This is a genomic window from Schinkia azotoformans LMG 9581 (genome assembly GCF_000307855.1).
Taxonomy (GTDB): domain Bacteria; phylum Bacillota; class Bacilli; order Bacillales; family Bacillaceae_J; genus Schinkia; species Schinkia azotoformans.
In genome coordinates this window covers 1-22,394 of record NZ_AJLR01000123.1, presented here as the reverse complement: position 1 = coordinate 22,394, position 22,394 = coordinate 1, and the positions used below count along the sequence as shown (strand labels likewise).

Below are 22,394 nucleotides of genomic sequence, written 5' to 3'. Positions count from 1 at the left end.
TATTTGAAAACTAACTCTTTAATTTTTAGAAAATACCTTTTCTTTGATAAACTAACAGGTGTGCTTAAATAAGGAAAATAGTGGGAGGGATATTAGGTTGGAAATCATTATCGGAATTGCTATTATACTTATATTGTTTTCTTCTTTCAGTGTAGTTGAAAAAAGATTGAAATCTATAGAGAATCAAAATAACCAAATAATAAAAGTCTTGGAGGAAATAAGAGATAAAAACTAATATTTCCACCAGTAAACAGAAGCGTAAATTTTGTAAAAGGACAGGGAAACCCTTTGAAATATGGGCTTCCCTTAATTTTGGCTATTAACGATAATAGCCTATGTGCTGTAGATGAAACTCTTATTTTATCTCAAAATAGGCTATGTTAATTAATCTTGTAGATTGTCTTTAAGATTGCTTAATTGCTATGTGAATTTCAATTTCCCCATTAGGGTTGTATTTTTCAAAATCATATGAGTAAGCTCTCTTTAAAGAGCCTGCTTCTTCTTGTTCCCATATTTTACTCCAAGCTTTAATGATACCTTGTTCGTCAGTAGTATCTACTTTAAAGACTTCATATATCTCGTTACTCGGTATCTCAATAAAAGTGTTCCCATTATTATCTTCAATTGCAACACTTAACGAATGATCAGCTTTATAGTCACTTTCATAATCATAATAAACTCCATATACACTATTTTGATGGCTTTCTAGTTTGCGAGTGGCTTCTCCCCACAAGGTTTTGATTTTCCCCAACATTTGTTCATCATTAAAATTATTTGTTCTAGTGCTATTAATTAAATACAGTTTCAAATTAAGTCATCCCTTTCAATAGTTCTTTTATTTCCTAGCCATGATTTACCCACTAGTAAGATATTATTATTCAGCAAAAACTATCCCGTAGTAAAATAATAAGTTCATTCGATTCCTTGCTTACCAAAGCCATCACCAAATTTTATTGAATGAAGTTGTCCATTAGACGCCCAATTTTCTCGTTCATATTCATCAAATATTATCGTTACCTCCACCTATACGCTACAGAATCAGATGAAAACTTTATTCTGTAGAAGCTATCTTTAAAAAAAAAAAATTTATCCATAAAAAGTAAGTTACATCTATGATGATATTTAATAGTACATCAAAGACATTAGTTGAATCCAAATAACCTTCCCAAAAGAAACTTATTATTAGATCTGCAACCGTTAAATAATAATTAACATGGTAAAGCAAATCTGTATCCTATTTTTTCATAATGAATAATCCAAAATTGCAGTTTGATAATTTCGTCTGCAAGTTTTGCATCATCCATTGCTTTCGAAAAAAATGCTTGATTGTTGTTTCTGTAGCCTTTAATAGTGCGAATAGAATAGTTTTTAATCTCCAAATCAAATAAAAATTCCTTGTAAATGTCTTCTAATAACAAAAAAAATCACTCCTTGCATGAATTAATTTCCCATACAAAAAGTGAGTTAATTAGTACTTGAAGGTATATTACAGTAGTTTCGGTAAAAAGTGAACATGTTTATCATCGTTCACTAGAAAAACCACTGAAATATTCCAGATTTTTGACAATCAAAAGACTTACCACTGAACGAAAAATGCTGAAACACCAAGGAGCTTGTCCTCTATCCCACTTATTCTCCTAAATCAACATTATGGTACACTTGTTGAACATCATCGCAATCTTCAATTGCATCAATCATTTTTTCGAATTGAGCCTGTGCGTCTGCATCTAGAGTTACTTCGTTGTGTGCAAGCATTGTGATTTCAGCTACTGTAAATTCAGTTACACCTGCATTTCTGAACGCTTCTTGAACAGCATGGAATTGGTCAGGTAGTGCATAAACAATCACTGAATCATCTTCTTCCATAATGTCACGGACATCCAAGTCAGCTTCCATCAGAATTTCAAGTGCTTCTTCCTCAGATTTTCCTTCAACACCGATAACAGCAGTTTGATCAAACATGTAGGCAACAGAGCCACTTACACCCATGTTTCCGCCATTTTTACCAAACGCTGCACGAACTTCTGAAGCAGTACGGTTTACGTTATTTGTTAGTGCATCAACAATTACCATTGAACCACTTGGTCCAAAGCCTTCATAACGAAGCTCGGAATAGTTTTCATCTGATCCGCCTTTTGCCTTTTCAATTGCGCGGTCAATGATATGTTTTGGTACATTATATGTTTTTGCCCGTTCTAGAACAAACTTTAAAGCTTGGTTAGACTCTGGATCAGGCTCGCCCTGTTTAGCTGCCACATAAATCTCTACGCCAAATTTCGCATAAATTCGACTAGTATTGGCATCCTTTGATGCTTTCTTGTCTTTAATATTGTTCCACTTACGACCCATTTTGTTCCACTCTCTTTCAACATTGAATCTAAAAAAATGCAAACATCATTCATTTCACTATTATACCCAATAGTATAATTTGTATCGTATAACTCTATTATTATACATGGAAAGTCCGAATTTAAAAATAGCCTTTGAAAAAAGTCAAGATTAAAATTCGTTGAAATAAAAAAAGGCTGCTAAACTTAATAGTTTAAACAGCCGTATTTAATAGTTAAACAGTTTCTTTTACTTTTTCTTCTATTTTTTCTTCGACCTCTGGTTGCATTGTTCCGTATTTTTGTAAATTAATATGCCATGATAAAGCTTTTTCCAAGATATGAGGTGTTTGGCCGCCTCTTGTTAAAGCTTCTGTATAGTAGTCCCACAACTGAGTTCGATACATTGGGTGTACACAGTTATGAATAATCAATTCTGCCCGCTCACGTGGTGCTAAGCCGCGAAGGTCTGCATAACCTTGTTCCGTTACTACTACATCTACATCATGTTCGGTATGGTCAATGTGTGAAGCGAAAGGCACGATACTTGAAATCTTTCCATTCTTTGCGATTGATTTTGTAACAAAGATAGCCAAACGGGCATTTCTCGCAAAATCGCCAGAACCACCAATTCCATTCATCATTTTTGTTCCCATTACATGGGTGGAGTTTACATTGCCATAGATGTCAAATTCTAATGCTGCATTAATAGAAATTAAGCCGAGACGACGAATGATTTCCGGATTATTCGATAATTCCTGTGGACGTAACATGATACGATCACGATATTTATCAAAGTTGGAATATACCTCATCCATTTTAGCTTCTGATAAACCTAACGAGCAGCTTGAAGCAAATGTAACCTTCCCTGCATCCATTAAGTCAAATACTGCATCTTGAAGTACTTCTGAATATAGCTGTAAATCTTCAAATTCTGATTCTAGTAATCCATGAAGAACAGCATTCGCTACTGAACCCACTCCTGATTGTAAAGTTGGCAGTTTTTCAGGCAATTTACCAGCAGCAATTTCATTGCGTAAAAAGTCTAGCAAATGATTAGCCATCGTTACAGTTTCATCATCTGGTGGTACGATTGGTGAAGGTGTATCTGGATAATGAGTAAATACGATTCCTTTTACCTTATCTGGATCATATGGAATTCCAATCATTCCAATTCGATCAGATGGCTTTGTTAATGGAATTGGTTGTCTTTTCCCCTGTTCACCTGGGTCATAAAAATCGTGTAAACCTTCTAAGCTCAATGGAAATGCAGCATTAAGCTCAATGATGATATTTTTTGCATGATTAGCAAAAACCTGTGAGTTTCCACCTGATGTTGTCGGGATGATCATTCCATCTTCAGTAATAGAGAGTGCCTCAATAACGGCAAAATCTATGGGCTCTAAAGCCTTATTACGAACTAATTCAGCCACATGTGAAAGATGAGCATCTACAAATAATACATCACCTTTATTAATTCCATCTCTCATCGTTTTGTCAGCCTGATACGGCAGACGTTTTCTAATAATCCCAGCTTCCGTAAACATTTTGTCGATATTTGAACCGATGGAGGCTCCAGTAAATAAATTTACTTTAAAAGATTCTGTTTCGGCACGTTTCACCAATGCAAATGGAATCGCCTTGGCATCGCCAGCTCTAGTAAAACCGCTGATTCCGATTGTCATTCCGTCCTGTATCCACGATGCCGCTTCTTCTGCTGTAACTACACGATCCAGTAATCTTGGGTCTCTAATTCTCTCTATATGTGTTTTCATATTTCTACCCCACCTTAATGGTTTTATAAATTAATTATATATTCAAAATTGGACAAAAATTTTATTTTACGACAAAAAACGAAACTTTGTGACAAACAAGCTAAATCCTGTACTAAAGCAGATATTTTTTCTAGGCACTGTTATAGAAACAATTCAGAGCGGTTCAAAAAATAGAAAAAAACACCCACACAATACGTTCCAGTGTGGGTGCTCGCTCTTATTTAATAAATAAAAAATTAATCTTCAAGCATTAATTGTTCCAGTTTTAATGGCTCGATATATTCACCTTTTTTGTAGGCACGCATATTTCCGCCTGAAATTTCATCAATGAGTACGATTTGCTTATCCGCTAATCTGCCAAACTCAAATTTAATATCATATAACTCGATTTCTTTTTTAGCTAGCTCATCCTTTACGATCGCTGCTATTTTTTGAGTCAACTCTTTTAATTCTTTGTATTCGCCGAGGGTAAGGATTCCAAGCATATCAAGTGCGTCCTCGCTGATTGGTGGATCTTGACGTGCATCGTCCTTAATTGTAACTTCTACAAAAGCATCGAGTGGCTGAGCTTCTTCAGCGTACATACCGTAACGACGTAGGAAGCTGCCAACAGCACGGTAACGGCAAATGACTTCAAGACCTTGACCAAATACAGTTGCTGGTTTTACTGTCATTGTCGCTTTTTCAATGTCGGCATCGATATAATGAGTTGGAATTCCAGCCACTGCTAATTTTTCGAAAAAGAACTTCGTTAATCTTAGTCCCGCTTTTCCAGCACCTTCCATTGTTAAACCTACAGTATTGGCACCTGGATCAAAGACTCCATTTTCACCTGTTACATCATCTTTGAACTGCAGCAAATAATTTCCGTCTTCAAGAGCATAAACATCTTTCGTTTTCCCAGTATAAATGAGTTTCATATCATTGTTCCTTTCCTAGTAAAGTTTTCTATTACTTACCTTTATTATGTATTGATTTTTCCGAAAAAATCAATAAAAGCTTTTTATATAAAATGAAAAAACAGAAGTGGAAGATATCGCTGCTTCTTATAAATTATAATTCTTCTAAAATTATAACCTTTTAAATCAATTATCCATTTTGTTACATTCCCGTGAATATTTCAATATTTTGTTTACCTATAATCAAGAAACAACTAAAATTTACATATAACCCATTAACTGCCATAATAGGTAAATTTATGAGAAATGGCAAAGTGGATAATAAGGGAGTGATTTAATTGGTTAACTTAAAAAATAGAAATCTTTTAATTATTATTTTATTAGTTCTTACAACAATCTTTCATCCACTTTCAACGTCTGCACAAAGTAAAACAAAGGAAACACCCAATATTCCAAACACTACAATAAAATTACCAGTAAATGCCACTATAGATAAAGAATTTGACATTAATGTTATTTATCAAAATGTCCCGTCTTACTCCGGTAATAAGGGGTTAGTAGCTACGTTATTAATTGATAATACCGAATTAGATCATTATATATTTGGGAATTTAAAACCAAATGATCGAATTGAGTTTAACTTTACTGCTAAAATCAGTGAACCTGGAGATCATAAAGTTAAAGTGAGAATTTTATGGCCAAAACCTTCTAGTGAAAATCGCCGTTACGTTTCAGAAAGTGAAGAATATATCATAAAAGTATTAGATCCAATGTCTGATAGCGATGATGATGGATTAACAGATCAGGAGGAAATGAATCTTGGTACGAATCCTTCAATTAGTGATACTGATAAGGATGGTTTAAGTGATGGAGAAGAAGTATTAATGTATAAAACTAATCCTTTAAAATCTGATACGGACGAAGATAGATTACCAGATCAATATGAAATCTTTGCAACTGGAACTGATCCATTAATAATTGATTCTGATAAAAACGGAATTAATGATTCAGAGGAAGATATGGATAGGGACAATCTTTCAAATATAAAAGAACTCGAAATAGGTACTGACCCTAATTTATATGATACGGATTTTGATGGACTAAGTGATAGTGATGAATTAAATCAAAAAACTAATCCATTTGAATATGACACTGATAATGATAAATTATCAGACGGAGAAGAAGGAGACCTAGGTTTTAATCCTACATTAACTGATACTGATGGTAATGGAATAATCGATGGTGATGAAGTTATTCCTGTTACAACGGTCCCGATTATAGAAGATAGTGAAAGTATGGTTAATGCCAGCGTTACTCTTAATACAATAGCTTCAGAAGCCTCTACCACCACAGTTACAAGTTTAAAGGGAAACGGAATTTTGAATGAAAAAATTCCAGGATATCTAGGTGAAGCTTATGAATTTGAAACGGATGTACAATTTTCTGAAGCAACGATAGTATTTAGCTATGATTCATCATTAATATCTGAAGATTTTGAGCCAAAAATATACTACTTTAATGAAGAAGAGCAAAGATTAGAGGAAATTAATAATCAAGTTCATGATCCAAATAGTAGAACAGTAACCGGAACGGTTAATCATTTTAGTAAGTATATTTTATTAAATGGAAAAGAATATGAAAAAGCATGGGAAAAAGATATAAGACCACCGGATTTGGATCAAAATGGACAGATTAAAAATATCGAAGTAGTTTTTTCTATTGATTCCTCCGGTAGTATGAGTTGGATGGATCCTTATGATTTAAGAAAACAAGCTACAAAAGACTTTGTAGAGAAATTGAGTGATGCTGATAGAGCTGCAGTTGTGGATTTTGATGATACAGCTAAAATTCTTGTACATTTAACAACAAATAAACAAGAAATAAAAGATGTAATTGATTCTATTGATCGTTCTGGAGGAACAAATTTATATAATGGTGTTAAGGCAGCCATTGATGAAATAGTGGCTAACGGTAAGACAGATCATTCAAAGTATATTATTTTTTTGACAGATGGAGATGGATCTTGGAGTGATAGTGTTTTACAACTTGCAAATGAAAACAAAATAAGTATCTATACCGTAGGATTAGGAAATGGGGTAAACAAAACATTACTGGAGAAAATTGCAACAACTACAGGTGGAAAGTACTTTTTTGCAACAGATGCAAATAAACTTGAAGAAGCACTAAAAAATACTGCTAGTGATACAGTTGATTATACTTTGGATGATGATAAAGATGGCATTCCTAACTACTTGGAAATTGAAGGAATAAGAAATGGAGCTGGGACACTCTTTAAAACGGATCCAAATAATAGTGATACAGATGGTGATGGATTATTAGATGGTGAAGAAATTTTAGTGCAATATAAAAGTTTAGAAAACAAAATTTATTTTACAATGATCTCAGATCCTACAGTGATTGATACAGATGGAGATGGATTAAGCGATTTTAATGAAGTCAGACATAATAATTCTGACCCAATAAATCTATTTTCGATTAATTCAGTAAGCAGTCAAAGAACTAAATATGATCCATTGGTATATGATTTTACACCAGAGCACGCATTAATGTTGTCAGAACTATCTTATGTAGATGATTTAGAAAGCATGAGCCGAACTCAATCAAAAAGTATAGATTTTAAAAATGTCATTTATACAAAAAGATCTCAGATTAATAATGGAAACTTTCATTATGAAAGTGATACTTATGGAAATAAACTTGATGATTGGTACTTGATTAAAGCCGAAGATAGTAATTGGATTGATAGCGGGTTTGGAGCATTTGCTGTATTACATGGAGATAAAATTGTTATTACTTTTAGAGGCTCAGATAATATTTTATCACTAAATCTAATTAACGACTGGATTTTTGGTAATCTTAACGGAATACTATTTGAAGGAAATAGTAAGCAAGCGACATATGCAAAAAGTTTTGCAGAAAGTATTGCTAAGAAGTATCCAAAGAAAAAAATATTTATTAATGGTCATTCTTTAGGTGGGTGGCTAGCACAAGTAGCTTCTTATCATTTAGAGAATAATAATATTGGAAATTATCAATACACAAGGACATTCAACGCAGCTCCATTTTTTGGAACAAAAGCATTACGAAAGATAGGGATAAATATTGATACTTCAAGGAATCCAGTAGTCCCGTTGAATGTCGCTACGAGTTCTAGTTATGATGATAAGATTTTTAATAATGCAATGTCTTTTGATATTTTATACCTTCTGGATCATCATTTAAATGAGGATGCATTTAAACTTGGTGCTGAAGGAGCGGGTTATACGTTTTATTACAAAAATTTAACACCAACAGATTTCGATTTTCAATTTCTAGTTGACGCAATACAAAAGTATGAGGAAGAAATTGGAGAAATTTCTGATAAAAATAGAGTTTATGTTGCTGCTCAATTAAATGATGCTATAAATAACGTAGCTCCAACGGATCAAAATCTTAAAAGTAGAAAAGAAATCTTTGATAAAAGACTAGTTGATGCAAATAATGCTCATTCTTTAATCCATTTTTATGATTATATTGAAAACATTAAATAAAAAATCAAGCTATTTATGGGGGAGATTTTATTAAAGTTTACCTAACATATATCATTTTCAATCTTCTTTTATCCCCATTGTATATTTTTGTTTTTATAGGAATTACATTTAACGAGATAATAAAGATCAAATCAGGGGGAATTTGGGATTATTTAAATTTTTATCTAATGACTCTTAGTCCCAATTTATTATTATTTACTGTGTTATATTTTTTTAGTGACCTATTAAAAATTGACAAAAGGGAAAATTTAAAATTGTTTTTATTAATAACAATTTGTCTGATTACTTTTATCGCCATATTTGTTTAGTTAATAGATTTAACATTAATTAATTTGATTTAATATAGGGGGAGAATTATGAATTTAAAAATTATGATTAGTTTATTTATTGCCTTAGTTTTTATCCATTCTTCTATGGTTTCGGCAATAGAAGTATTGAATGATTCAGCCAAAATTAATGAATTACCTAATAATTTAGAGATGGTTATGCCTTTTAATGAAAAGGAAACACAAGATGACACATTAATTTATGAGGAGACTAAAGAATTATCAAAAGTAACAACAGAAGATGTAATTACAATAACTACTGAAGTAGAAAGTCTTAATTTGGTAAAAGACACTTCACGTACTGTCTATGTTAACGATGACAAAGTTACATTTAATCTTGTTCCAATAGTAGCTAAAGATTATACTTTAGTCCCTTACAAATTAACATTTTTAATTTTTGGTGCAGAAGCAGAATGGGATAAAGAAAATAATAAGATTATTGCAGTTAAGGATGAGCAAAGACTAGAAATAGAAATTGGTTCAAGTATTGCATATTACAATAATAAAGAAATAAGAATGGAGGTTCCTGCTCAAGTAATGGATTCAGAGGTTATTGTTCCAATTGAATGGATTGGTAAACTATTCAATAAGACAGTTGAAAAAGAAATTGGAACGAATTCAGTTTATATTACACTTTGACCATTATTAATATTTCTTTAGGATACCCCTTTCTAGCAATAGTATTTATTCCATAAGTGATTAGTGCGATCAAGTATGATTGGACACCGTACCAAAAATAATTGTTAAATGAATTCCAAGTCTCTATGCGGAAAAACACGAATGTAGTCTCACTTCTTGAAATAGTCAGATGTTCATTCGTGTCTGCTTAGAGACTTGCTGTAAGTATTATCCAATGTAATGTCCAATTACTTTAGGAGGCAAAATCCTCTTATGGAATATTCCCCCGAAATAACAAGAAGGAAGCAGAGCACCATCCCCTGTCCCTATAACAAATTATTTAGAATAGAACGGTTCACTTCTTTATATATATACAAAGAAACAGGTCTTCCAATTCCGTATGTAATTGTCTCCTCCAACACCTTTATTTCTTTTAAAAACTTCAAATATTTCCCGATTGAGACCCTAGAAATTTCCGTTTTTTCCGCAATCGTTTCCGTTGAAAATGGGGTCTTTCCCATTTCTTCAATTGCCGAAACAACGATTTGTAGTGTGCTTTTTGTTAATCCTTTAGGTAGAGAGTGGATAGGTGCTCCTGCTGGCTTCGCTTCCTTACTTAGCAGCATTTCGTCAATGTCCTTTTGATTAACATGACGTTGATTGTGTAGCAGCATAAATTGTTCACGGTAAGAAGAGATGGCTGCTTTAAACCGTTCAAATTCAAATGGCTTTATTAAGTAATCAACAACCCCAAATCGTAAGGCTGTTTGTACTTTCTCTACATCTGATGCAGCTGTAATCAAGATTACATCAATACTTTTTTCTTGCTCTCTTATATGGGTTAGCAGATCGATCCCACTTTTACCCGGCATATATACATCCAATAAAACTAGATCGATTTGTTCGCTATCAATATATGGTAGAGCATCATTGACAGAATGGGCTAAGCCTACAAGTGTAAAACCCGCAATTTCCTCCAAATACCTCTTATTAATTTCTGCAACCATAGGATCATCTTCAACTATTAGAACTCTGATCATGAGCATCATCCCCTTTTTTCATTTCAAAAGGTACTACAACAATGAATTCTGTTCCATTATTTAATCTTGTATGGACATTGATTTCTCCGCCCAGCCGGTCAACACTTTGCCGTATTAAGTATAGCCCATAGCCCCTGTTTTGTCCTTTCGTTGAGAAGCCTTTGTCAAAGACATGCCGGGTAACATCCTTCGAAATGCCAGGACCAGTATCTGTAACAATAATTTTCAAAGAGTTATGGAAGTAGTTTAGTAAAACTTCTATCTCTTTTGTCGTAGAGTCCTCCATCGCTTCTATCGCGTTATCAATTAGGTTCCCCAAAATAGTAATAATTTCATGGGTTGCGCTTAAACTTTTCGGTTCAGGTAGAACTGTCTCAATTTCAATGGACAAGTCTACTTTTTTCTCTCTGGCATAACTAAGTTTACCCATTATGAAACCGGCCAATGCTGGGTCCTTGATATTTTTAGTTACATTTCCCACTTCATGATTGCGATGATCTACGAGTGTATTGATAAACATTGTTAACTGCTCATACATGCCCATTCGGACCATACCGAGGATGACGTGAAGCTTGTTCATAAATTCATGGGATTGGGCCCGCAGCGCTTCTGCATAAGCTTTAACACCTGTCAACTGCTCGGCCAATTGATTGATTTCTGTCTTATCTCTAAAAGTTGCAATCGCACCAACAACTTCTTTATTTACAATAAGAGGTACTTTATTTAATAGAATGGACACGCCATTTATAGTATATTCCTCATCCAACTCGGACTTCCCCGTTTTCAGAACGTTCTCGACATTAAACGATGGCATATAGTCATGAATCGACAAACCGATTGGAATTTTAGACAAACCAGCCTTCTTAAATATCCGTTTTGCTGATTTATTGACGAGAGTAATCTTAGATTCTTGGTCAACTGCAATAACCCCTTCACGAACAGATTGCAGCATGGTATTACGTTCCTCAAGGATTTTTGCAATCGCGAGGGGTTCAAGCCCAAACAATATTTGTTTAATAAACCTTGCCACAAAATAGGCGCAAACAATCCCTACTAATAAACCAAAATTTGTTGCAATAAGGATGTTCTTACGTCCCTGATTGACAGCATCATCAATTCGTTCTAAAGAAATTCCTACTGAAACCGCCCCAATTTGTACCTTATTTTCATCATAAATAGGAGTAAATGCTTTTAAAGAATTCCCCATCGTACCCTTAGAAACAGAAACATATTGCTTTCCGTGTAACACTGCCTTGTGATCCTCTGTACTATAGAGCCCACCAATCCTCTCAGGTATCGGGTGCGATAAACGTATACCGTTCATATCCATAACTACAACATACAGAACGTTCGTTGCCTCTAGAATCTCATTGGCATATTCCTGAATATCGTCAACATGTTCTTCATTTTTTAATCCATTAATGACCTCGTCTGACCTTGCGACAATATTAGAAAGAATGATTGCTCGCTCTTCCAGATTTTCCTCAATAGTATCTTTAATAGTTGAATTAAATAATATATCAGTAATGAGCAACGAGACGAGGACAACTAGACAGACTAGCGCAGTAATCATCGTACTTAGCTTCAGTTTTCGCAAAAACATAAACTCACTCCAATAATTGCATGGTCGTATTTCCGATTCCAATATTTCTATTATAATGCAAAAAAGGCTATTCTAGTAGAACAGCCTTTGCAATCGATATTTCCTATATTCTATTATGCTGAATTATATTAAGCTGAAACTTCCTCGTCTTTCTTTGAAGGAACCCCTTGTAATTGTGGAGTGAACTCTCCTTCCATCTTAGAAACGATTACTGTTGCCACACCATTACCAATTAAGTTCGTAACGGCACGAGCTTCTGACATGAAGCGGTCAACACCTAGAATTAACGCTAGACCTGCAACTGGTACTGATGGGAACACTGCTAAAGTTGCAGCTAAAGTTACGAAACCTGAACCAGTTACACCAGCCGCACCTTTAGAAGTTAACATTAACACACCAAGAAGCAATAACTGATCACCTAATGATAGATCCACACCAAAGGCCTGTGCGATAAATAATGCTGCCATTGATAAGTAAATAGATGTTCCATCAAGGTTGAAAGAATAACCAGTCGGAAGAACAAGACCTACTACTGATTTTGAGCAACCGTATTTTTCAAGCTTTTTCATCATTGGTGGTAAAGCGGATTCAGATGAAGAAGTACCGACTACTAGGAAAATTTCTTCTTTTATATAAGCAATGAATTTAAAAATATTGAATTTATAAAACTTAGCAATTGCACCAAGAACTAGGACGATAAATAGGAACATAGTTGTATAAACAGAACCCATTAACTTACCAAGGTAAACTAGAGAACCTAGACCGAAGTTACCAATTGTATAAGCCATGGCACCAAATGCCCCAATTGGAGAAACCTTCATAATAATGTTTACGATACCGAACATAACTTCTGAAATTTTTTCAAAAAAGTTTAAAATTGGCTGTCCTTTTTCACCTAATTGAGCAAGAGCAATTCCAAAAAGAATAGCAACGAATAATACCGGCAATAATTGACCATTTGTAAAAGCACCTAAAAATGTATCAGGAATAATCGATAAGATAAAGTTCATTAAGCCATGGCTTGTCTCTTCTGCAGCTTTCGTATATTGGGCAACAGCATCTGCTGAAGCAGCACTTGTATCAAAGCCTTTACCTGGTTTAAAAACGTTTGCAACTGTGATACCAATAGCCAAAGCAATGGTTGAAACGATTTCAAAGTAAAGTAATGCCTTACCACCGATACGACCAAGCTTCTTCATATCACCCATACCAGCAATACCAACAACGATTGTTAGGAAGATGATTGGTGCGATGATCATTTTAATCATTTTAATAAAAATATCTGCTAAAACCTTTAATTCTGCACCGAACTTTGGAAATAATGCTCCACAAATAATACCGAGGATAATACCGCTAATAACCTGAAATGTTAAACTCTTAAAATTTAAAAACTTTTTCATTTTTCCACCCCTTCTTATTCTTAAAATTCTTAGAAAGATTTCATTAATTGAAAGCGTAATCATTTTGTCTTTATGTGAACATTATATGAACTATTGTCGGATTTTGATATATTTTGTAACTATATAAAATAATTTTGTAATTAAATTAAGAGTTATATTCAAAAATAATCTATTTACTCTTATTATTTTTACTATTCAAAAGGGTGTATACAGGTAGGCGTTTTCTATTAGTACACCAACTGAAAATTGATCGGTAATAGTTGATTTTAAAAGGTTTTTTACCTTTAATATGTTATATAACAATTGGCGGAATGAAATAGTATAGTATATCAGAAACGCGGAGCAACCAAAAAACTTATTGACCAAAATCGTATATTCTTGGAAGGTTCAAGTGATATTTTTGTTTATAATAGGGGCTTTTGAAAGTTATTTAAGCAGGCCATTCTAGGCTTGAAAACGAAAAAGAAGAGGCCCATCATGCAGCCTCTCACTTTGAAGTAATTTTCATAATTAATTTTCCGCTAATTTAGGTGCAACTTTTGGAGAAGTCGCTTTTTGCTCGATTGGGTCTTTTGCTGGTGTTGCCCTTTTGATAAATAAAGCAAGGACAAGGGCAATAACAGAGAAAATAGTCGCTACTAAGAAAGCAAAATTAATTCCTTCCAACATCGCTTGCGCTGCAATTTGTTGTTTAATAGCCGCTATTGCAGCCCCAGTTTGTTGACCTCCTGTTGCACTTGCATGACTCATAGCTTCTTGTGTAAGTTTCGTTGCAGTTGATTCTGTCTTATTCGTCATAATTGTAATTAATAGTGCAGTTCCAATAGCGCCTGACACTTGGTTTAACGTGTTGTTCATCGCTGTACCATGTGGGTAGAAACGAGCCGGTAATTGATTTAAGCCATTTGTTGATACAGGCATCATGACCATAGACATGCCGAACATCCTTATCGCATGTAAGATCATTAAGTGCGTATACCCGGTTTCCAACGTTAATTTGCTGAAATAATAGGTTGTTACCGTTAAAATAGTAAGCCCTATTACAGCTAATATACGGCCGCCAAACCGATCAAATAATTTCCCAGTGATAGGAGACATAAAGGCCATTACTAATGCTCCTGGAAGAAGCATTAACCCTGCATCCATTGGAGAGATTCCACGTAGTGTTTGCACATAGATTGGTAAAAGAATCATTCCGGAAAACATCGCCATATTGATAACCATTGTAATGGCAGATGATAAAGCAAACATTGGATATTTAAATATAGAGAAGTTTAGCATCGGACGCTCTTTTTTTGATTGCAAAATAACAAAGGAAACGAATGAAATAATTCCAACTATAATTGTTCCATACACTTGCGGGCTATCCCAGCCTTTATTCCCGGCAGAACTAAAACCATACATTAAACCGCCAAAACCGATGCTTGATAATAAAAGTGATACGACATCGAGGCGGATATTAACCTTTTCTTTTTTATCCTTAAGCAAGAAAAATCCAATTATTAATACTGCGGCTGCAATGGGTGTAACGAAATGGAAAAGCATTCTCCAATCATAATGTTCGATGATCCAACCTGATAATGTTGGACCAATCGCTGGTGCGGCCATTAATATTAGACCAAACACGCCCATCGCTGCTCCTCTTTTTTCTACTGGGAAGCTTACTAACATGACATTCATTAGAAGCGGCATCATAATGGCCGACCCTGCTGCTTGAACCATACGACCGGTTAATAAAATCGGGAAGACGTGGGCTACACCGGCAATGATAGTCCCAATTGTGAACAACCCCATTGCCACTAAAAACAAGCGGCGTACCGAATATTTTTCAATTAAAAATGCAGTAGTTGGAATTAGAATCCCGTTTACTAACATAAATCCTGTTGATAACCATTGCACAGTTGCCGGCTCAATTTTTAATTCTGTCATAATGGAAGGTAAGGCAATGTTTAATAATGTATTATTTAAAAATGCGATAAATGCTCCAATCATTAAGACTGAAATTATCCCATAGGGTGGACGATGTGTCTCTTTAACGTCTTGATTCATTGATCTTTCCTCCTATGAACACTAAGTTCAATTATTTATACTTACATTTCAGATGAACTATATCTTATACCATAAGTTTAAATATTTCAATTGATAAATACTCCCTATTTTAAAAGGTTTGTATATTTCGAAAAATTAATGTACTATGATTTTTATACAAGCAGTCCAATAAAATTCCGGGTGATAATTATGAACATTAGGAAACAAAAAGTATTAAATATTGCTCATCAATTATTTATTGAAAAAGGATATCAAGCTACATCTATTCAAGATATCTTAGAAAGCAGCGGGATCTCGAAGGGAACATTTTATAATTATTTTTCCTCAAAAAGTGAATTATTAATGGCATTATTTAAATCCATTTTTAAAAAACTCGAACAAGAGAGAAATGAATTGCTCATTGGCCAAGACCCCTCTGATGTTAAGGTTTTTATAAAACAAGTTGAATTACATATGAATACGAACAAAAGAAATAAACTATTGTCTCTATTTCAAGAAGTGCTTGTCTTAAATGATCCTGAACTCAACAACTTCATGAAACGTGGCAACTTCCTGTTCATCGATTGGGTATATACTCGATTTCTTGATCTTTTTGGGGACGAGAAAAAACCTTATTTATTAGATTGCGCAATTATGTTTTTAGGAATTCTCCAACATAACTTTAAATTTAACGCAATGGCTTATGAAGAGGAAAACACCAGTATTCAGAGGATTGTTCGATACAGTGTAGAGCGGATTGTAAAAATCGTCGAGGAGGTTTCGGCAGCAGAAGATCAGTTAATAAGACCCGAAATATTAGAAAACTGGCTGCCAAGCAATAAAACAGATAAGACTTTAAAGGAAAAACTTTATCACACCGTTTTACAAATTAAAATGACCTTAAATGATGGTAAGGATCAAACGAAACCACTTGAATTTCTTAACTTTGTTTTAGATGAAGTACTGCATTCACGTGAACCTCGGAAATTTCTTATAGAGAGTGCACTTCATTCATTAAAAACAGACATTGCGCTTTCAGAAAACGAGGAAATGCAATTATTTGAAAAGCTTGTCTTGGAATATTTAGCCCCCGGTGAAAATGCCGAAAAAATATAAAATAAACCGGAGTATGTTTATGACTCATACTCCGGTTTTTCTCTTTCAATCCCAAACTGGCTTTCTTTTTTCAATAAAAGCACGGATTCCTTCTTGGGCATCTGGATGTTTACTATTTAAAGAAATAACTTCTGTTGAATAATTTAAGGCTTGGAAATCTTCCATATTAATTTGTTGGTAAAACTGACGCTTTCCTATTTCGATAATGTTTAGGCTTTGTTTCGTAATATCTTTAGCCAGTTTTTCCGTTTCGGCATCTAACTCCTCAACCGGGACAACTTTATTGACTAGGCCATGCAACAGCGCCTCTTGTGCTGACATGAAATTACCAGTGAATAGTAATTCTACAGCCTTTTTCCGTCCAATATTTCTACTTAAAAATACAGCTGGCGTACTGCAGAATAGCCCGCTATTTATTCCAGGTGTTGAAAATTTCGCGACATCACTAGCAACCGCTAAGTCACTAGCGGCAACTAATTGACATCCGGCAGCTACAGCTGCACTGCGAACTTTTGAAATAACGATCTGCGGAATCTCGCGTAACGTCCGCATCATCGTCGAACATTCTCGGAAAAGCGCCAATACTTCCGTTTCATTTTTTGCTTCAATTTCTTTTAAGCTATGTCCAGCACAAAATACTCGCTCAGATCCCTCGATCACAACGACTTTTACTTCTCTTTTCGTACCAATTTCTTTTAACAATTGATCCATTTCACGAAGAACCTGCAATGTTAAAGTGTTAAACTCTTTAATATTTTCCAAAGTAATATAAGCAATGTCCTCTGTTTGTCTTACTGATAAAAACTCCATCCTCCAACTCCCCCATTTAGTGATTTTATCAAAAACCCTTGCTAATTTCTTGCTGTCATAATTATAGTTTGAATGTTCAGCCAACTTTAGTCAACAGCAACATTATCACATTTTGGTATTGTCCATACCTCTTACTCTAAATATGTAGTGATAAAGCGATATTGTAAAATTAATGATTGATAAAATGATAAAAAGAATAGTAAAATATTTTCCTCCGATTGTCGGTGAATCAGAAACGAAAACAGTTAGAAAAAAGAAAAGCAACCCAAAAAGACTATAAAAAAGTATTAATTTTTTATAACTGTTTTTTAAAACTAACTTTGCTGATATGGTTACTATATAACTTAAAGTGAGGACCATAAATATGGGGAATACTGGTCTAAATTTTGCAGCATATAAAAAAAAATCTAATTGTGAAATATCCGATTCTTTTTTAATAGCTCCATTTATAACATTTGAAAAAAAGGCAGTATATTTCCACTCCCATTGTACGTCCAATAGTGCACTACCCTCATACCAAGCCAATAGTGTAAAAAAAAGAAATAGGGTAATAAAAATACAATATTGTAAAATATAAACCATAATAAATCACTCTCTTTTTTTAATTAATCATTTTTACAATTACACCGCAAATTGCCTTACTTACCTGAATATACCATTTATGGATCCTACTGTGTTTTACTTAATATCTCATCTTATAGTCTCCACTCCGGTAATTTAAGTCAATATGCAATATTATAATTTTATTCAAAAAAATCGCCAAATCTATGAATTGGAGCCCATAGATTCAGCGATTGCTTTTTAAGCTAAAAACTCCATAAATTCTCCCCCAGTGATCGTTTCCTTCTCCACCAAGTATTTTGCCAATTCATGTAGTTTATCTTTATTTTCTTCAAGTATTTCAATAGCCCTTTGATGAGCAATTTTAATAATTTTTAGTACTTCCGCATCTATTTTCGCGGATGTCTCAGGAGATACTAACAGAGTAGTATCGCTACCTAAGTAAGGATTGTTTACCGTTTCTAAAGCCATCATATCGAATTCGTCACTCATACCAAATCTTGTCACCATATCTCTGGCTATCCTAGTCGCCTGTTGGATGTCATTCGCTGCACCTGAAGTGATCGTATTAAAAACAATCTCTTCCGCAGCTCGGCCGCCCATGTAGGTGGTGATTTTATCCATGACTTGCTCTTTTGTAAGCAGTACTTGTTCCCCTTCCTCCACCTGCATCGTATAACCCAACGACCCCGAGGTTCTCGGAATAATCGTTATTTTATGAACGGGTGCTGAGTGGTTTTGTTTGGCCGCAACTAGAGCATGGCCTATTTCGTGATAGGCAATCGTTAATTTATCTTTCATCGGAATCACGGCATTTTTTCTCTGATATCCAGCAATAACGACCTCTACAGACTCCTCGAGGTCACTTTGGTTTACGTGATGACGGCCTTCTTTAACCGCTCTCAATGCACCCTCATTAATAATATTGGCCAAATCCGCCCCAGACGCACCTGGTGTTGCTCTTGCAATTGCATGTAAATCAATATCGTCTCCCATTCTTACCTTGCCGGCATGGACTTTCAAAATCGCTTCACGTCCCTGCAAATCCGGTAATTCCACCGGGATTCTACGGTCAAACCTACCAGGTCTAAGCAGTGCTTTATCAAGGGTTTCCGGTCGATTCGTAGCTGCTAAAATAACGACACCTTTACCGGCATCAAACCCATCCATCTCGGACAAAAGTTGATTTAATGTTTGCTCCCTCTCATCATTGCTGCTAATCCCAATGGAATTTCGGCTTTTACCGATTGCATCAATTTCATCAATAAAAACAATGCAAGGTGCTTTTTCCTGCGCCTGTTTGAATAAATCCCTGACTCTCGCAGCCCCCATTCCGACAAACATTTCCACAAATTCAGAACCAGATATCGAGAAAAATGGTACCTTGGATTCGCCTGCTAATGCTTTTGCAAGCAATGTTTTCCCAGTACCTGGAGGTCCCACTAATAAAACCCCCTTCGGAATCTTAGCGCCAATAAATTTATACTTCGTTGGATTATGTAAAAAATCAACGATTTCCTGCAATGCTTCTTTAGCTTCATCCTGACCAGCGACATCTTTAAAGGATTTCCCTGTTTCTGCTTTCACATAAATTCTGGCATTACTTTTCCCAATACTTAATGTACGATTTCCCCCTCCTACCTTCGTTTGCATTTTCCTAATGAAAATTTGGCTGATCCAAATAAAAAGAATCAGTGGGAGGATCCAAGTTAAAATAAAATTGATGAAAGAGGAATTATCGCTTTGAATCGTGGAGGTAAAAGGGACTTTGGCTTTATACAGACGGTTCACTAAATCTGGATCATCCATACGTCCCGTCACAAAAGCAGCTTCATTTCCTTGTTCGTTACTAGCAGTAAAAGTGATTTGATTGGGCAAAATCTTTACCGCTTTAATATCCCCCTTCTCAATTTTTGTTAAAAATGTCCCATAATCAACTTCCGTTATTTTTTGTTCCGTAATCAGCGGCATGATAAATGCGTTCAGAAGCATAACAACACTCATTGCAATCAGGAAATAATAAATCATGGGCTTCCGAGAATTTCTTTGTACTTTCATTATTGGTTCTCCCTTCAAGCCTTTTCTTTAACCCATATTTTAACACTTTTAATAGTCTAAACCTCACAAAAAACTTGTACTTTATGTGAACCCTTTTACAAATCTTGTATATAAAAAAAATAATTCATAAGTGAAACTTATTTTATTTTCCAACGTAAATACTATAGAATGAAATATAACTATTAAAAAAGAAATACGGAGGGAATTTATTAAATGAAAAAATTATTCGCAGCTGTGATTACTGCAGCACTTTTGTTTACGCCGATTGGAACAGCTATTTTCCAAGACCAACCTACAACGGTTGACGCCAAAAGGTATAGTTCAGGTAAGAAAGGATTTAACTTCAATAACAACACACAGAAAAACAACAATTCCTTGTTTCAAAACAAAAAAGCAGATCAAAACACAACCAATAAATCTACTGCTACACCAAATACACAGAAAAAAGGCGGATTTTTCTCAGGCGGTTTAATGAAGGGCTTAATGATTGGTGGTCTTGCCGGTTTACTATTTGGCGGCTTATTCGGTAACATGGGATTTTTAGGTGAGATCCTTGGTTTGATGATTAATGTACTAGCCATTATTGTATTAATTTCACTAGTTCGTGGTATATTTACTTACTTCAAAAACAAAAAGAAAAAAGAGGATGTTAATCCATGGCGGAGCTAGTACTTGGAGAGCAGGATATTATCAATGCGACCTGCGTTTATATCGCTCGGAAAAGGCAAGTCAAACCGGAAGATGTTGAAGTTGAACTAATGTTTGATGATGACTATGGCTTTTCTGCAGAAGTTTTTGTAAATGACCGAAAGCAAGTACTTACCCACGGAAATTTAATTGAAGCTTTGCGATTATGGCTTGAGGAGTTTTTAAACAGAGATCCATATGCAGGCATTCAGTTGGTTCTTGATGATGAAGAAGGTATTATTGCATTAATTAATTAAAAGGAGCCCCGTTTCAATCAAAACGGGGCTTCGTTTTCTTTTCTTATTTTTTCTTCTTTGACATTCTTCCTAAAATAAAGGCACCTGCTGTTAAGCCCAACACTGTATTTGTTTTCTTATTAAATACTGTTTTGGCAACAAGGTTTAAATTTTGAGGTCTTTCAGCAAGACGTCTCATGAAATAACCATACCAGTCCTTACCAAATGGTACATACGTACAGAAGTTATAGCCCTCTTTGGCAAGCTCTAATTGCAGCTCTCTTCTGAAGCCATATAACATTTGGAATTCGTATTTATCTTTAGGTATATTGTTTTGTTTAATAAACTTTTTCAAATGATTGATAATATGGTGATCATGTGTGGCGATGGAAGTGAACTTTCCATTTAATAGATGCCACTCTGTAATACGAATAAAGTTAGCATCAATCTCTTTTTTATCTTGGTATGCAAGCTCTGCAGGCTCTTTATAAGCACCTTTTACAATACGTACACGCATATCTTTATATTTTTCAACAAATTCCTGCGCACGGTGGAAATAGGCCTGAATAACCGTTCCAACGTTATCAAATTCCCTCGTTAGCTCATCAAGAATGTCATAAGCAGGCTGTAAGTGCCCTGAATCCTCAATGTCAAAGTTAACAAACATATTGTAACCGCTTGCTTTTTCTAGGATTTCCTTAAGATTTAGCAGTGCGAAATCATAATCAATGTCTAATCCCAATTGTGTTGGTTTTAATGAAATGTGAGCGTCTACATTATTTTCGTGGATAGCTTCGATTACAGCAAGAATATTATTTTTTGCCTCAGTTGCTTCTTCTTTTTGATAAACAAATTCGCCTAGATTATCTACCGTACAAGAAATGCCATGCGCATTTAGCTCTTTAATACTTTTGATTACTTCAGGAATATTTGTACCCGCTACGACACTTTGTGCCCCCATTTTTAATCCATACTTTTTAGCAGCACTATTTAAAAATTGATTTTGAGAAAGACCAATGAAAAAATCTTTTAATAACATAGCGATTACCCCTCCACCGTAATTTTTTCGAATATATGAACCCGATATTCGACAATTTTCTCCGTTGTCAACCAGAGTTTATATTTCACTTATTATTATATTAAATTTTACTTGAAATTTCTTTGTAACAATCAACCAAAATATCTGTCATTTTTTGTGGAGAATTCACAATATTACTTTAGACCAAATGAAGAGGCAACTATGTGTATAGTTGCCTTTGTTACACCACTGTCTAGCTCCAGCGCCAATCGCCTTGCAAACTTCAGGTCTCCTCCCTACGATAAGTCAACTAGGAATTGCTAACGCAATTCAAGTTTCCT

Annotated in this window: 18 protein-coding genes; 5 read left to right on the top strand and 13 right to left on the bottom strand. The window is 34.7% G+C overall.

Annotated features, from left to right (window positions below; genetic code table 11):
• Positions 1 to 403: 403 nt before the first annotated feature.
• The 5 genes from BAZO_RS14575 to BAZO_RS14555 all read right to left on the bottom strand — a co-directional run bounded on the left by BAZO_RS14575 (position 404) and on the right by BAZO_RS14555 (position 5,022).
• A complete protein-coding gene (locus tag BAZO_RS14575) occupies positions 404 to 808 on the bottom strand; it encodes a GyrI-like domain-containing protein (protein ID WP_003332379.1) in 405 nt (134 codons plus the stop codon).
• A 400-nt stretch (positions 809 to 1,208) separates the two neighbouring features.
• The gene (locus tag BAZO_RS22780) at positions 1,209 to 1,418 is read right to left on the bottom strand and encodes a hypothetical protein (RefSeq protein ID WP_003332378.1); all 210 of its coding nucleotides are present in this window, start codon (positions 1,416 to 1,418) and stop codon (positions 1,209 to 1,211) included.
• 211 nt (positions 1,419 to 1,629) lie between these two features.
• Positions 1,630 to 2,349: a YebC/PmpR family DNA-binding transcriptional regulator gene (locus BAZO_RS14565; RefSeq protein ID WP_003332377.1), complete on the bottom strand. Its 720-nt coding sequence runs from the start codon at positions 2,347 to 2,349 to the stop codon at positions 1,630 to 1,632.
• Positions 2,350 to 2,563: 214 nt separating this feature from the next.
• Positions 2,564 to 4,102 (bottom strand): acetyl-CoA hydrolase/transferase family protein, encoded by a 1,539-nt coding sequence (locus BAZO_RS14560; protein ID WP_003332375.1) that lies wholly within the window; start codon positions 4,100 to 4,102, stop codon positions 2,564 to 2,566.
• Between the two features lie 236 nt (positions 4,103 to 4,338).
• Positions 4,339 to 5,022 (bottom strand): phosphoribosylaminoimidazolesuccinocarboxamide synthase, encoded by a 684-nt coding sequence (locus BAZO_RS14555; protein ID WP_003332374.1) that lies wholly within the window; start codon positions 5,020 to 5,022, stop codon positions 4,339 to 4,341.
• A 317-nt stretch (positions 5,023 to 5,339) separates the two neighbouring features.
• Between BAZO_RS14555 and BAZO_RS21270 the strand changes: the two genes are divergently transcribed.
• Together BAZO_RS21270 and BAZO_RS14545 are read left to right on the top strand one after the other, a co-directional pair.
• Positions 5,340 to 8,552, top strand: coding sequence for a VWA domain-containing protein (locus BAZO_RS21270; protein ID WP_003332373.1), 3,213 nt, complete (start codon positions 5,340 to 5,342; stop codon positions 8,550 to 8,552).
• Positions 8,553 to 8,908: 356 nt separating this feature from the next.
• Positions 8,909 to 9,517 (top strand): copper amine oxidase N-terminal domain-containing protein, encoded by a 609-nt coding sequence (locus BAZO_RS14545; RefSeq protein WP_003332372.1) that lies wholly within the window; start codon positions 8,909 to 8,911, stop codon positions 9,515 to 9,517.
• Between the two features lie 305 nt (positions 9,518 to 9,822).
• Here the strand turns inward: BAZO_RS14545 and BAZO_RS14540 are convergent, their stop codons facing one another.
• The 4 genes from BAZO_RS14540 to BAZO_RS14525 all read right to left on the bottom strand — a co-directional run bounded on the left by BAZO_RS14540 (position 9,823) and on the right by BAZO_RS14525 (position 15,588).
• A complete protein-coding gene (locus tag BAZO_RS14540; protein WP_003332371.1) occupies positions 9,823 to 10,536 on the bottom strand; it encodes a response regulator in 714 nt (237 codons plus the stop codon).
• Entirely contained in the window at positions 10,514 to 12,139 is a 1,626-nt protein-coding gene (gene dcuS / locus BAZO_RS14535) for a DcuS/MalK family sensor histidine kinase (RefSeq protein WP_003332370.1), read from the bottom strand. Before dcuS ends, BAZO_RS14540 begins: the two co-directional genes overlap by 23 nt.
• 128 nt (positions 12,140 to 12,267) lie before the next feature.
• Positions 12,268 to 13,539 carry a C4-dicarboxylate transporter DctA gene (gene dctA, locus BAZO_RS14530; protein WP_003332369.1) on the bottom strand — a complete coding sequence of 424 codons (1,272 nt, stop codon included), beginning with the start codon at positions 13,537 to 13,539 and terminating at the stop codon, positions 12,268 to 12,270.
• A gap of 510 nt (positions 13,540 to 14,049) precedes the next feature.
• The gene (locus tag BAZO_RS14525) at positions 14,050 to 15,588 is read right to left on the bottom strand and encodes a DHA2 family efflux MFS transporter permease subunit (RefSeq protein WP_003332368.1); all 1,539 of its coding nucleotides are present in this window, start codon (positions 15,586 to 15,588) and stop codon (positions 14,050 to 14,052) included.
• Positions 15,589 to 15,777: 189 nt separating this feature from the next.
• Here BAZO_RS14525 and BAZO_RS14520 point away from each other — a divergent pair, with 189 nt between their 5' ends.
• The gene (locus BAZO_RS14520; RefSeq protein WP_003332367.1) at positions 15,778 to 16,683 is read left to right on the top strand and encodes a TetR/AcrR family transcriptional regulator; all 906 of its coding nucleotides are present in this window, start codon (positions 15,778 to 15,780) and stop codon (positions 16,681 to 16,683) included.
• A gap of 45 nt (positions 16,684 to 16,728) precedes the next feature.
• Here the strand turns inward: BAZO_RS14520 and BAZO_RS14515 are convergent, their stop codons facing one another.
• From BAZO_RS14515 to ftsH, 3 genes are all read right to left on the bottom strand, one after another.
• Positions 16,729 to 17,493, bottom strand: a complete 765-nt coding sequence (locus BAZO_RS14515) for an enoyl-CoA hydratase-related protein (protein ID WP_003332366.1) — start codon at positions 17,491 to 17,493, stop codon at positions 16,729 to 16,731.
• Positions 17,494 to 17,598: 105 nt separating this feature from the next.
• The gene (locus BAZO_RS14510; protein WP_003332364.1) at positions 17,599 to 18,075 is read right to left on the bottom strand and encodes a YjdJ family protein; all 477 of its coding nucleotides are present in this window, start codon (positions 18,073 to 18,075) and stop codon (positions 17,599 to 17,601) included.
• Positions 18,076 to 18,294: 219 nt separating this feature from the next.
• The gene (gene ftsH / locus BAZO_RS14505) at positions 18,295 to 20,112 is read right to left on the bottom strand and encodes an ATP-dependent zinc metalloprotease FtsH (RefSeq protein WP_003332363.1); all 1,818 of its coding nucleotides are present in this window, start codon (positions 20,110 to 20,112) and stop codon (positions 18,295 to 18,297) included.
• Positions 20,113 to 20,325: 213 nt separating this feature from the next.
• Here ftsH and BAZO_RS14500 point away from each other — a divergent pair, with 213 nt between their 5' ends.
• Both BAZO_RS14500 and BAZO_RS14495 read left to right on the top strand, forming a co-directional pair.
• Positions 20,326 to 20,781, top strand: coding sequence for a hypothetical protein (locus BAZO_RS14500; RefSeq protein ID WP_003332362.1), 456 nt, complete (start codon positions 20,326 to 20,328; stop codon positions 20,779 to 20,781).
• Positions 20,769 to 21,056 carry a YxcD family protein gene (locus tag BAZO_RS14495; protein WP_003332361.1) on the top strand — a complete coding sequence of 96 codons (288 nt, stop codon included), beginning with the start codon at positions 20,769 to 20,771 and terminating at the stop codon, positions 21,054 to 21,056. The genes BAZO_RS14500 and BAZO_RS14495 overlap by 13 nt, the downstream gene beginning before the upstream one ends.
• Before the next feature lie 43 nt (positions 21,057 to 21,099).
• On the opposite strand, the gene BAZO_RS14490 is transcribed toward BAZO_RS14495, so the two are convergent.
• On the bottom strand, positions 21,100 to 22,074 hold the full coding sequence (locus BAZO_RS14490; protein WP_003332360.1) for a proline dehydrogenase family protein: 975 nt from the start codon (positions 22,072 to 22,074) through the stop codon (positions 21,100 to 21,102).
• Between the last annotated feature and the right edge of the window lie 320 nt (positions 22,075 to 22,394).

Excerpts from the sequence above, each read along its gene's own strand:
- BAZO_RS14560 (WP_003332375.1), bottom strand. The coding sequence starts at position 4,102 with ATGAAAACACATATAGAGAGAATTAGAGACCCAAGATTACTGGATCGT.
- BAZO_RS14525 (WP_003332368.1), bottom strand. The coding sequence starts at position 15,588 with ATGAATCAAGACGTTAAAGAGACACATCGTCCACCCTATGGGATAATT.
- BAZO_RS14495 (WP_003332361.1), top strand. The coding sequence starts at position 20,769 with ATGGCGGAGCTAGTACTTGGAGAGCAGGATATTATCAATGCGACCTGC.
- dcuS (WP_003332370.1), bottom strand. The coding sequence starts at position 12,139 with ATGTTTTTGCGAAAACTGAAGCTAAGTACGATGATTACTGCGCTAGTC.
- BAZO_RS14510 (WP_003332364.1), bottom strand. The coding sequence starts at position 18,075 with ATGGTTTATATTTTACAATATTGTATTTTTATTACCCTATTTCTTTTT.
- BAZO_RS14555 (WP_003332374.1), bottom strand. The coding sequence starts at position 5,022 with ATGAAACTCATTTATACTGGGAAAACGAAAGATGTTTATGCTCTTGAA.
- BAZO_RS14520 (WP_003332367.1), top strand. The coding sequence starts at position 15,778 with ATGAACATTAGGAAACAAAAAGTATTAAATATTGCTCATCAATTATTT.
- BAZO_RS14565 (WP_003332377.1), bottom strand. The coding sequence starts at position 2,349 with ATGGGTCGTAAGTGGAACAATATTAAAGACAAGAAAGCATCAAAGGAT.
- BAZO_RS14540 (WP_003332371.1), bottom strand. The coding sequence starts at position 10,536 with ATGATCAGAGTTCTAATAGTTGAAGATGATCCTATGGTTGCAGAAATT.
- ftsH (WP_003332363.1), bottom strand. The coding sequence starts at position 20,112 with ATGAAAGTACAAAGAAATTCTCGGAAGCCCATGATTTATTATTTCCTG.
- BAZO_RS14515 (WP_003332366.1), bottom strand. The coding sequence starts at position 17,493 with ATGGAGTTTTTATCAGTAAGACAAACAGAGGACATTGCTTATATTACT.
- BAZO_RS14500 (WP_003332362.1), top strand. The coding sequence starts at position 20,326 with ATGAAAAAATTATTCGCAGCTGTGATTACTGCAGCACTTTTGTTTACG.
- dctA (WP_003332369.1), bottom strand. The coding sequence starts at position 13,539 with ATGAAAAAGTTTTTAAATTTTAAGAGTTTAACATTTCAGGTTATTAGC.
- BAZO_RS14545 (WP_003332372.1), top strand. The coding sequence starts at position 8,909 with ATGAATTTAAAAATTATGATTAGTTTATTTATTGCCTTAGTTTTTATC.
- BAZO_RS14490 (WP_003332360.1), bottom strand. The coding sequence starts at position 22,074 with ATGTTATTAAAAGATTTTTTCATTGGTCTTTCTCAAAATCAATTTTTA.